Genomic DNA, 10,837 nt, shown 5'->3' with positions numbered 1-10,837 from the left:
AGCCCGACGAGCTACCGAACTGCTCCATCCCGCGCTAATATTATTTTTGACTACCTTATAATCTTACCATTTTCTTCTTTACAATGTCAATACTTTTTTAAAGAAAATTAACATTTTGTTCATTTCAACTTCAAACCTATTTGCAATAATTGAAATGAATGACGCTTTAATTAAGTACTTTATTAGTATATAAACTCCAACACATTTCGTCAATATTGTTTTGGAATTAAATTGTGTAAAAATTAACCTCATATATCTTTTTATATTATTCTTTACTAAAAGATATATGAGATACCTTGATAATCACCTATTAGACAACTTGTGCTCTACCTTTAGATATATACTTACTTAGTCATGTAACCTTGCATTCTAGATTGTAAAGAAGTAAATGTTTTAAAACCTTCATCCTCTAAAAAGTGTCCACCCTCATCGACTATTCGAATCTTACCTTCCAACGTATCCATTAACCTTTTAGTCTCTTTATAAGAAACATATTTATCATCTTTAGATGTAAGTCCGTAAAAATGATCGACTTGAGATTTAACTTTTTCATAATCTATTGATATGCCCTCTAAGTTGACATTCTCATCAATATCATGGGCATCTTCTTTGAAACCTGCAATACTAAACAATCCTTCAATATGATGATGAGTCCCCTCAATATATTTTAGTGCAGCTATCGTACCAAAACCATGGGTTACAAAATAAGTATCATATTTACGAATTTCAATTTGTTCTTTCATTTGTCTTACCCATTCATCAATTTTTGCATGATCATCTGCCTCTAAATTAAACAACGTCACATGATAACCTTCTAAAGTTAAATTATGCTTCAACCACTCATACCAATGATTTGTGGCATTCCCATATTTTGAATGGATTATAATCACGTCAGTCATTTTTCAACACCTCATTCAACGATTGATTCATTTAATTCTTATTTTAAAATAAAAACACTTTAAAAAGAAATGATATTCAAATGATTTATCTATCTCACCGCTTCTTAGATTTAAATCATCCCATTCTCATTAAAGTGTTTTACAACATCTAAATTTCTTCTAAAATTTCTTCAACAGCATTTTTTCCTTGTTGAATACAATCAGGTAAACCTACCGCTTCAAAAGGTGCTCCAGTAATTCTTAATCTAGGATAAGTATTCTTTATATGTTGTTGAATTATCTTTATATTTTTTATATGCCCTACGTGATATTGAGGCATACTTTTAGGCAAACGATTCACTATCGTAAAGTCAGGATCACCCTTGAATGTCATCATTTTCCTTAAATCTTTACGAACAATTGATACAATTTCATCATCAGTATGGTCATCTACTACAGTGTCGCCTGGTTTACCTACATAAGCTCTAATTAATACTTTACCTTCAGGTGTAGTAAACGGCCATTTTTTCGAAGTCCAAGTACAAGCTGTAATATCTGTTTGACTCGTTCTAGCTATAACGAATCCAGTACCATCATACGTATTCTCTATATTCTTTTCATCAAAAGCCATAACCACTGTTGCAACAGTAGTCGAGTCCATCTTATTAAAGTAATCAAAGGCAGGATCATGGCTAAACCATTTCATAAATACTTGTTGTGGTGTAGTAACAAGTACCCCATCAAATGTTTCACTACTATCTTCGAGTAAAATTTCATAATCTTTCTGAGAAACTTTAATGTCACGTACTTGAGTATTGTAACGAATATTTACTCCCTTATTCTGAACATTTTCTGCCAATGCTTCAATAAATGAACTTAAACCATGTCTAAACTGTTTAAATTGTCCTTTAGGTGCCCCTGGGTATAGTTGACGATGTTTAATACGTTTTTCTTTCTCATCTTTCATTCCTTTAATCAAACTGCCAAATTGTTCTTCTTTTTCTTTAAAGTTTGGAAATGTACTCATTAAACTTAATTCATCAATATTAGTACCATATATGCCACCCATTAAAGGTTCAATCAGATTTTCTAATACTTCATCACCTAGTCTTTTTCTAAAAAAGTCGCCGACAGAAATATCATCCTCGATTTGAATCGGTTTCTTAAACAAGTCCATTCCAGCTCTTAATTTACCAATTGGAGAAATAAGCTTCGTTTTAATAAATGGCTTTATATCTGTTGGAATGCCCATAATAGAGCCACCTGGTATAGGAAATAATTTATTTTTAGCGTATATATACGATTGACCCGTAGTATTAGTAATTAAGTCATTTTCTAGACCAATATCTTTAGCCATATCTGTCATGATAGTTTTACGTCCTAGATAGGATTCTGGACCTAACTCAATAGTATACCCTTCATGTCGATATGTTTGAATTTTACCTCCAGGACGATTAGAGGCTTCAAATATCGTTACTTCTATAGTTGGATCTTGTTTTTTTATAAAATACGCACTCGATAAACCAGTAATACCTGCGCCGATAATCGCAATTTTTTTACTCAACTTTTTCACGCTTCCTTTCAATTCCACCTGAATCTATCATGAAAATGTATCAAATTTTTTAATTTATTTCTCTCAAAAAATGAATTCCCCCGTTATACTGGAGGAATTCTGTCATCACTTTATTAATGCTTTAACTTAATTTTAAAAATGAGCTTTAATTTCGTCAACAATTGCTCCTATAAATAGCGGGTTTGTATTAGGCATTTCAGGACGATAGTATTTAGCGCCAATTTCATCACATACTACTTTACATTCGTAGTCATTGTCATAGAGCACTTCTAAATGCTCACAAACAAATCCTACTGGTGTATAAATAAAGTTTTTGAAATGATGTTCTTGATATAATTCTCGCGTAAGATCTTGAACATCAGGTCCTAACCAAGGTGTACCGGTGTTTCCTTCAGATTGCCAACCTTCTGCTACATGAACAATATTGGAGTCTTGTTTAAGAATTTGAGCTGTTTCATGCAATTCTTTAGGATATGGATCATTATTACGCTCAATCAGACCTTTAGGTAAACTATGTGCTGAAACGATTAAAACTGTTTCATCGTGCTCTTCTTCAGGAATTTGATTTAACGTTTCATTAATTTTATCTGTCCAATATTTAATAAATTTTGGTTGGTGATAATAATGTTTAATATGAGTCAATTTAATGCCATATTTATCTGCTTCTTCTTGTGCGCGATTATCATAAGAACCTACTGAAAAACTTGAATAGTGTGGCGCGAGCACAACTGTTACAGCTTCATCAATGCCATCTTTATGCATTTTTTCTACGGCTTCTTCAATATAAGGAGAGATATGTTTTAATCCTAAATATAATTTAAATTCAACATTGTCATACGTTTCATTTAAAGCTTTAGTTAATGCCTCAGCTTGTCGATCTGTTGTTCCTGCTAAAGGTGATAACCCTCCGATAAATTCATAGCGTTGTTTTAAATCTTGTAGTTCTTCTTCAGTTGGTCTTTTACCGTGTCTAATATCAGTATAATAAGGCTCGATATCACTCTCTTTGTATGGTGTACCGTACGCCATCACTAATAATCCAATTGTTTTACTCATTGATAAAACCTTCCTTTAATTGATAGTTATCGTTACTTTAATAAGGTTTGGAGAGACACCAAATCTTCGAAAGAACTATTTTTGAGTATAGTTATGAACGAATTCACTCACTTTTCTTAATGTTTCAGGTTTAACTTCTGGAAATACACCGTGACCTAAGTTAAATATATGCTTGCCACGCGCCGTTCCTTGATCAAGAATATCTTTTAGTCGTGATTCGATAACATCCCATGGTGCTAATAATAATGAAGGGTCGAGATTACCTTGTAGTGTCTTGTTTACTCCCATTTGATCAGCCTGATTAATAGATGTTCTCCAATCTAGACCTAAAACATCAATAGGTAAATCATTCCATTCATTAATTAAATGACTTGCGCCTACCCCGAAAAGTATCACAGGTACATCATAATGAGCTTTGATACCACTCACTAATTTCTTCATAGCTGGCTTGATATAATAGTTATAGTCTTGGACGTTTAGTGCTCCTACCCAAGAATCAAAGATTTGTATTAATTCAGCACCAGCCTCAATTTGAGCGACTACATATGTGATTGACACATCTACAAGATGGTCCATTAGTGCAAACCATGTAGGTTCGTCTCCATACATCATGGCTTTAGTAAAATTATAATTTTTAGAAGGACCTCCCTCAATCATATAAGATGCTAATGTGAACGGCGCACCTGTAAAACCAATCAACGGTACATTTAATTTTTCCTCTGTAAGCAATTTGATTGTTTCTAAAACATAAGGTACATCTCTTTTAGGATCTATCTGAGATAATTTTTCAACATCTTGTACTGACTTAATAGGGTTTGAAATCACTGGTCCAATACCAGATTTAATTTCTACATCTACACCTATGGGTTTTAAAGGTGTCATAATATCCTTATAAAGAACAGCCGCATCAGTATTGTAATTATCTACTGGTAAATGCGTAACATACGCACATAATTCTGGTTGATGCGTAATTTCAAAAAGTGAATATTTTTCTTTAAGTTTGCGATACTCAGGTTGAGAACGTCCTGCTTGTCTCATAAACCAAACTGGAGTGTGTGACGTTGATTCACCTTTTATTGTCTTTAATATCGTATCGTTTTTACTATGCACCCTAGCGTCCTCCTACATTAAAATCATTCTTATCTATAATAGCATATTGTATACAATTTCGTATTTTATTATGCTTAAATGTCATAAAAAAGACATAGTACTTTTATTTATAAAACCTAGCTTTATAAACTTTAAAAATATACTTTATTTTTATTAAAAAACGGGTAAGTAATTCCTAGATATTCTAATAACGTTAAATTATATATTTAATTTTATTTTTAGTTAAATTTGTAAATTTAGGATGAATTCTATTACTTTTAATTAGAAAATCTGAACTTTTGCAGTAGCAAAAGGAATTTTATAATCGTATAATAAGACAAAACAAGGGAGGTTTGTATCATGAATTTATATACATCTTATGGGACATATGGATTCTTAAATCAAATTAAATTGAATAATCCAGATCATGACCTATTTCAGTTTTCTGCTTCCGATACATCAGTCATTTTAGAAGAAACTGAAGATAAGTCAGTTTTAAAACATCCTAGTTCTTACAATGTACTCTACCAAGTTGGAGAATTTAACGAAAATCATTTCTACTGTGCTTTGTTCATTCCCTCTTCAGAGGATCATAGTAATCAACTAGAGAAAAAATTATTGCACTTGGGCGCACCTTTTGATTCATTCGCTGGTTTCAAAAGTTATCGATTATTAAAACCTTTAGAAGGTAATACTTATAAAATATACTTTGGCTTCGCAAATCGCACTGCCTATGAAGATTTCAAAGCTTCAGAATTATTTAACGATAATTTTTCTAAGGTAGCTTTAAGTCAATTCTTTGGAGCAAGTGGCCAACATTCAAGCTATTTTGAAAGATACTTGTATCCAATTGATGAAAACTAATATCAAAATAAAAAGTTCTTAGCGTATTGTATTGAACGCTAAGAACTTTTTTTAGTCTCTTAATAAAGTTTCCTGATATTTTAACTTTTTAATGGTACTTCTTATTGTTAACCACCCTACAATAAAGAAAAGTAAAGCAAAGAAGAACAATGTAGGATGTTTTATAACAAATAGTATTGTAAAGATAATACCAACACCAATCATTAATCGGTATAAAAATTGTTCATATCCTTTGATAACTTTCGTATCAGAAACTGGCCATACTTGTGGCCATAAACCATATGCTTGTTGAGTATAGAACTGAGCCATTTGCAATAATGTAATATACATAAATAAGCTTCCTATAATCAGAGATACGATTGGATTTGATAACCATAACATTAAAACGAGTGCTATAATCACTAATCGAAGAATGATACTAAACGCGTCTCGTCCTCTTACAAAGCTTCTTACAAATAAGAATAAGTACATACGATTTTCATTAAACTTGTTACCCTTTGGTGTGGGTAATATGAAATCTAAATAACTTCTACGTACTGCTGACTCTCTTAAATGTTTCACATCAGTAAACATATTTACAAATTTATAATAATTCGTGTGTTTTTGTTGCTCAATCGCTATCATTCTCTCCCAAGGAAATAATTGCTTTTTGCTATTCAATTTTAAAATCAATAACAATACCCCTACGATGAAAATAAATATAATAGCAAAGTAATTATGAAATCTTAAAATTAAATAAAATGTTATACCAAATAGTACAAATAATAATAAATTAATTGTCCAACTTGAAAGATTTAGCTTTAACCATTGCCATTTAACAAGTAATCCTAAATAAGGAAAAATGATAGCACTTATTGCAAATACAATATAAAATGTAAAATGGTTATCATTTAATTTATAAAATAAAGGAAATAGTATAATAAGAAGTATGACTTGTAAAAAAATTCTTGAACTATAACTATATATTAAACTTACTTGCATATAATCTTTCATATGTTTCTCAAATGGTAATAGAAAAATTTTATCTGCGTCTTTTAATAGTGTTCGAATTGGAAATAATGAAACTAATGCTACAGCAATACTTGCAAATAGTGCATAATCAATATGTTGTGGTATATGTTGTAGCCATTCACCATATCCAAAAATAAATGCACCTAACAATATAAGTAAAAACACCGTGAAATGACCATTAAAAATGAATTTGTTATAGTAACTTTTTTCTTTACGAATCGCTTTATATCTCCGATTAAACAGAGATAATGATTGATTATTCATTGGCATTGCCACCTTGTGTAACATGTATATAAATATCATCTAAGGTTCTATCATACAGACCTGTTTGTTCACGTAGTTCATCTAAGTTACCAAACGCAACAACTTTCCCTTGATCTAAAATAATAAATCTATCACAGTAACGTTCCGCTGTAGCAAGTATATGTGTACTCATTAAGACAGTTCGATTTTCGTTTTTCTTTTCAACCATTAAATCAAGCATTGATTGTATTCCCAAAGGATCGAGACCTAAGAATGGCTCATCGATGATATACAATTCTGGATCAACGATGAAAGCGCAAATGATCATGACCTTTTGTTTCATTCCTTTTGAGAAATGACTTGGAAAGACTTTTAATTCATTTTCTAAACGAAATACTTTTAAAAGTGGCTCAGCACGACGCATTGCCTCTTCCCTACTTAGTTGATAGGCCATAGCAGTCATCTCTATATGCTCTTCTAATGTAAGTTCTTCATAAATCACTGGTGCTTCTGGAATATATGATAATTTTCTTCTATATACTTCAATGTCATCATTAATATTTGTATCAGAAATGGATAATGAACCTTCCATTGGATTAAGAAGTCCTAACATATGTTTAATTGTTGTACTTTTTCCTGCACCGTTAAGACCAATTAAACCAACAATTTCGCCTTTTTTTAATTCAAAATTTATATCTTTAATTACAGGACGTTTTCCATATCCGCCTGTAAGATGTTCAACTTTTACTGTCATAAGGCACCTCCATGCAAACTATTGTACCAAAAAATAATGTTTTAACCTAAAATAATCATTGCTATCATGTTGTTTTAAATTGAGTAATGCTATAATAATGACTAACAAATGATAAAGAGGAGTGTCATTGTTATGTCAGAAACTATTTTCAGTAAAATTATTTCTGGAGAAATTCCAAGCTTTAAAATTTATGAAAATGACTACGTTTATGCCTTTCTTGATATTTCACAAGTGACGAAAGGTCACACATTATTAGTTCCTAAGAAAGTTTCGGCTAATATTTTTGAGACTGATGAAGAAACAATGAAACATATTGGAGTGGCTTTACCTAAGGTAGCCAATGCTATTAAAGCCGCTTTTAACCCAGATGGATTAAATATCATTCAAAATAATGGAGAGTTTGCAGATCAGTCTGTATTTCATCTTCACTTCCATCTTATCCCAAGATATGAAAATGATATCGATGGCTTTGGATATAAGTGGGAAACGCATGAAGATACAATTAATGACGACGCTAAAAAAGAAATTGCTGAACAAATTCAAGCACAATTTGATTAATCGTGCATATTCCTTGTTATACTGGGTATGATAAAAATAATACAAATATCCGACATATAAAGTGAGGAGAATAAAAAATGAAAGTCACAAGAATATTATTTGGCTTAGGTGTAGGTGCTGCAGCAGGATTTGCAGTAGCATTAAGAAATCGTGACGACCATAGTGTCAAACATAATACAATTGATGCGAGCCAACCTACAGGAGCACAATCTGAACTTGAACGAGAAATTGAAACTATGAAACAAACATTTAATGATATTCTTAATTATGGTTCTCAAATTAAGAATGAAAGTGTTGAATATGGTAGTTCAATTGGAGATGAGTTTAAAGAGTTAATTGGTAACTTTAAATCTGATATTAACCCTAATATTGAAAAGCTCCAAACTCATATTGAAAATTTACAAAACCGTGGAGAAGATATAAGCAACGCTTTCTCTAAAGATAAGTAATTTCATTAGCTATGGCATGATGCCATAGCTTTTTTATTTTACTTAATCATAATTTCTTTTAGACATTTTAACACTAGCTTAATTAATGACTTTATCAACTTCTTTTTTTGTAAATTAAACTGCCCCTTGACTATTCCTGTGAACACGTAGATAATACGTATCGAACATTAACACAGAGATGAGGCTTACATTATGTATTTATGCACTCGACAAATTGATATACACGCAAGATTTGGAATTCAAAGAATTGCTTTCATGAGTATAGTAGCAACTATTATTACCTTTTTAGTAAGCTATGAAATTATGTACTATTTCTCTGATACTCCTTTATCAGATCGACATTTTATCATTTTATTAATCTTTATAATTTTAATGTATCCCATTCATAAAATCATGCATCTTGTTTTCTTTTTGCCATTTTATAAATCTTTTAGAGTCCATAAATTAGTTAAAAAGAAATGGCTGCCATATTTTAATACGTATGTTAATACGCCTGTCCATAAAGTATATTTTTGTATAAATTTAATTTTACCTATATTATTATTAACTGGCATTTTTGTTCTGTTAAGTATTCATCTACCTCAATATGGTCATTATTTTATGTTTTTATTATCATTAAATATTGGCTTTTCTATGATGGATATTTTATATTTGAAAATCTTACTTTTCTCAAATGATGGTCATTATGTAGAGGAACATCAATCTGGTCTACATATTTTAAACAAAGTTAATAATCCTAAATCAACTAGAACTTCGCTCTAGTTATAAGGATTACCATCTTTTGCGTAATTGTATTTAATTTTCATAAATATTAATAAAACATGCAAAATTAAAATATATAATATTTAATCAACTTCCCCCATCCTAGTCATACTATAGTCTTAGGACGGGGGTTTCTAATTGGTAGTCTCTAAATAATATGTTATATTTACGATGATTAATACATAAAGGAGCTATCAACTTATGAAATTGATGAATAAAATTATTGTTCCCGTGACCGCTAGCGCGCTGTTACTTGGTGCTTGTGGCTCAAATGCAACAGAATCTAAAGATAATACATTGATTTCTTCTAAAGCAGGAGATGTAAAAGTCGCTGACGTGATGAAGAAAATCGGAAATGAACAAATTGCTAATACTTCATTTAACATTGTTTTAAATAAAATCTTAGCTGATAAATACAAAGATAAAGTCGATACTAAAGACGTTGATGAAGATATTAAGAAAGAAGAAAAACAATATGGCGGTAAAGATCAATTTGAAAGCATGCTTAAACAGCAAGGTATGTCATTAGATGATTATAAAGAACAGAAAAAACTTTCTGCTTATCAAAAACAATTATTACTAGATAAAGTGAAAGTCTCTGATAAAGATATTAAAGATAATTCTAAAAAAGCTTCTCATATTTTAATAAAAGTAAAATCTAAATCTAGTGATAAAGAAGGTCTTTCAGATAAAAAAGCAAAAGAAAAAGCTGAAAAAATCCAAAAAGAAGTAGAAAAAAATCCTAGTAAATTTGGCGAAATCGCTAAAAAAGAATCTATGGATAGTTCTTCAGCTAAGAAAGATGGTTCATTAGGTTATGTAATTAAAGGTCAAATGGTAGATAGCTTCGAAAAAGCGCTATTTAAATTAAAAGAAGGTCAAGTTTCTAAAGTAGTTAAAACTGATTATGGTTATCATATCATTAAAGCTGATAAAGAAAATGACTTTAATAAAGAAAAATCCAACCTTAAAGAAAAAATTATTGAACAAAAAGTACAGAAAAAACCTAAATTGTTAACAGATGCTTATAAAGATTTATTAGATGATTATAAAGTAGATTACAAAGATAGAGATATTAAAAAAGCTGTTGAAAATTCAATTTTAGATCCAGATAAAATTAAACAACAACAGCAGCAACAGCAATCTTCACAAGGTGGTGCCTCTGGTTCAGGCTCTGCAGGTTTAACAAGTAGTGGGTCATAATCAATAACTCATTGGTATGATTGATATAAGTTTTGCATTTTATCTAGAAAGTGTTATAATACAATTAACAAGGATATCAAGCATATATGCACCAAATCCCCTCACTATGGCAGTAGTGAGGGGATTTTTTGGTGTGGCTTATTTTAGTTGTCGCCTATTTACGTTTATCGTTGCGAGTGCGTAGCCAATGCGCGAATAAAGCAACGATACAACCACTGGTTGCCGTGGCCATGATGTGTACAAAGATATCAAATAACATATATGCACCTCCTTCCCTTGTCATATTGACGCCTGAGAAGAGAAGATAGGCGACCTATTTATTATAACACTGAACTTTAGCTAATTAAATTTGAATATAAAAAAGTGCAAAGCCCATTGTATCATAATACCACTTGAA

Annotated in this window: 12 protein-coding genes; 5 read left to right on the top strand and 7 right to left on the bottom strand. The window is 30.9% G+C overall.

The genetic code is table 11. The features are described 5' to 3' along the window. Positions 1 to 344: 344 nt before the first annotated feature. From HMPREF3154_RS07285 to hemE, 4 genes are all read right to left on the bottom strand, one after another. Complete coding sequence (locus HMPREF3154_RS07285; protein WP_002434723.1) at positions 345 to 899, bottom strand: RBBP9/YdeN family alpha/beta hydrolase; 555 nt, start codon at positions 897 to 899, stop codon at positions 345 to 347. 148 nt (positions 900 to 1,047) lie between these two features. Next, positions 1,048 to 2,442 (bottom strand): protoporphyrinogen oxidase, encoded by a 1,395-nt coding sequence (gene hemY, locus HMPREF3154_RS07280; protein ID WP_023350057.1) that lies wholly within the window; start codon positions 2,440 to 2,442, stop codon positions 1,048 to 1,050. A gap of 141 nt (positions 2,443 to 2,583) precedes the next feature. Then, positions 2,584 to 3,507 (bottom strand): ferrochelatase, encoded by a 924-nt coding sequence (gene hemH / locus HMPREF3154_RS07275; RefSeq protein WP_002434744.1) that lies wholly within the window; start codon positions 3,505 to 3,507, stop codon positions 2,584 to 2,586. A 75-nt stretch (positions 3,508 to 3,582) separates the two neighbouring features. Next, entirely contained in the window at positions 3,583 to 4,617 is a 1,035-nt protein-coding gene (gene hemE / locus HMPREF3154_RS07270) for a uroporphyrinogen decarboxylase (protein ID WP_023350056.1), read from the bottom strand. A 339-nt stretch (positions 4,618 to 4,956) separates the two neighbouring features. Between hemE and traP the strand changes: the two genes are divergently transcribed. After that, positions 4,957 to 5,460, top strand: a complete 504-nt coding sequence (gene traP, locus HMPREF3154_RS07265) for a signal transduction protein TRAP (protein WP_002434692.1) — start codon at positions 4,957 to 4,959, stop codon at positions 5,458 to 5,460. A 51-nt stretch (positions 5,461 to 5,511) separates the two neighbouring features. Here the strand turns inward: traP and HMPREF3154_RS07260 are convergent, their stop codons facing one another. Continuing rightward, positions 5,512 to 6,735 carry an ABC transporter permease EcsB gene (locus HMPREF3154_RS07260; RefSeq protein WP_023350055.1) on the bottom strand — a complete coding sequence of 408 codons (1,224 nt, stop codon included), beginning with the start codon at positions 6,733 to 6,735 and terminating at the stop codon, positions 5,512 to 5,514. Further along, positions 6,728 to 7,468 (bottom strand): ABC transporter ATP-binding protein EcsA, encoded by a 741-nt coding sequence (locus tag HMPREF3154_RS07255; protein WP_002453567.1) that lies wholly within the window; start codon positions 7,466 to 7,468, stop codon positions 6,728 to 6,730. Before HMPREF3154_RS07255 ends, HMPREF3154_RS07260 begins: the two co-directional genes overlap by 8 nt. A 132-nt stretch (positions 7,469 to 7,600) precedes the next feature. Between HMPREF3154_RS07255 and HMPREF3154_RS07250 the strand changes: the two genes are divergently transcribed. From HMPREF3154_RS07250 to HMPREF3154_RS07235, 4 genes are all read left to right on the top strand, one after another. After that, on the top strand, positions 7,601 to 8,026 hold the full coding sequence (locus tag HMPREF3154_RS07250; RefSeq protein WP_002434751.1) for an HIT family protein: 426 nt from the start codon (positions 7,601 to 7,603) through the stop codon (positions 8,024 to 8,026). Between the two features lie 77 nt (positions 8,027 to 8,103). Further along, positions 8,104 to 8,475, top strand: a complete 372-nt coding sequence (locus tag HMPREF3154_RS07245) for a YtxH domain-containing protein (protein ID WP_002434824.1) — start codon at positions 8,104 to 8,106, stop codon at positions 8,473 to 8,475. Between the two features lie 192 nt (positions 8,476 to 8,667). Beyond that, positions 8,668 to 9,237, top strand: a complete 570-nt coding sequence (locus HMPREF3154_RS07240; RefSeq protein ID WP_002434864.1) for a DUF3267 domain-containing protein — start codon at positions 8,668 to 8,670, stop codon at positions 9,235 to 9,237. A 201-nt stretch (positions 9,238 to 9,438) separates the two neighbouring features. Continuing rightward, the gene (locus HMPREF3154_RS07235; protein WP_023350053.1) at positions 9,439 to 10,440 is read left to right on the top strand and encodes a peptidylprolyl isomerase PrsA; all 1,002 of its coding nucleotides are present in this window, start codon (positions 9,439 to 9,441) and stop codon (positions 10,438 to 10,440) included. 154 nt (positions 10,441 to 10,594) lie between these two features. Here HMPREF3154_RS07235 and HMPREF3154_RS07230 read toward each other — a convergent pair whose 3' ends face one another. Continuing rightward, on the bottom strand, positions 10,595 to 10,699 hold the full coding sequence (locus HMPREF3154_RS07230) for a type I toxin-antitoxin system Fst family toxin (RefSeq protein ID WP_030063529.1): 105 nt from the start codon (positions 10,697 to 10,699) through the stop codon (positions 10,595 to 10,597). Positions 10,700 to 10,837: the final 138 nt, after the last annotated feature.

The organism is Staphylococcus sp. HMSC06C11, assembly GCF_001808345.1.
GTDB lineage: Bacteria > Bacillota > Bacilli > Staphylococcales > Staphylococcaceae > Staphylococcus > Staphylococcus capitis.
This window is presented reverse-complemented; position numbering and strand designations above follow the sequence as displayed.

What these genes read in the sequence shown, in the direction of transcription:
- traP (WP_002434692.1), top strand. Translation starts at nt 4,957, where the DNA reads ATGAATTTATATACATCTTATGGGACATATGGATTCTTAAATCAAATT.
- HMPREF3154_RS07285 (WP_002434723.1), bottom strand. Translation starts at nt 899, where the DNA reads ATGACTGACGTGATTATAATCCATTCAAAATATGGGAATGCCACAAAT.
- HMPREF3154_RS07245 (WP_002434824.1), top strand. Translation starts at nt 8,104, where the DNA reads ATGAAAGTCACAAGAATATTATTTGGCTTAGGTGTAGGTGCTGCAGCA.
- HMPREF3154_RS07235 (WP_023350053.1), top strand. Translation starts at nt 9,439, where the DNA reads ATGAAATTGATGAATAAAATTATTGTTCCCGTGACCGCTAGCGCGCTG.
- HMPREF3154_RS07230 (WP_030063529.1), bottom strand. Translation starts at nt 10,699, where the DNA reads ATGTTATTTGATATCTTTGTACACATCATGGCCACGGCAACCAGTGGT.
- hemH (WP_002434744.1), bottom strand. Translation starts at nt 3,507, where the DNA reads ATGAGTAAAACAATTGGATTATTAGTGATGGCGTACGGTACACCATAC.
- HMPREF3154_RS07255 (WP_002453567.1), bottom strand. Translation starts at nt 7,468, where the DNA reads ATGACAGTAAAAGTTGAACATCTTACAGGCGGATATGGAAAACGTCCT.
- HMPREF3154_RS07260 (WP_023350055.1), bottom strand. Translation starts at nt 6,735, where the DNA reads ATGAATAATCAATCATTATCTCTGTTTAATCGGAGATATAAAGCGATT.
- HMPREF3154_RS07240 (WP_002434864.1), top strand. Translation starts at nt 8,668, where the DNA reads ATGTATTTATGCACTCGACAAATTGATATACACGCAAGATTTGGAATT.
- HMPREF3154_RS07250 (WP_002434751.1), top strand. Translation starts at nt 7,601, where the DNA reads ATGTCAGAAACTATTTTCAGTAAAATTATTTCTGGAGAAATTCCAAGC.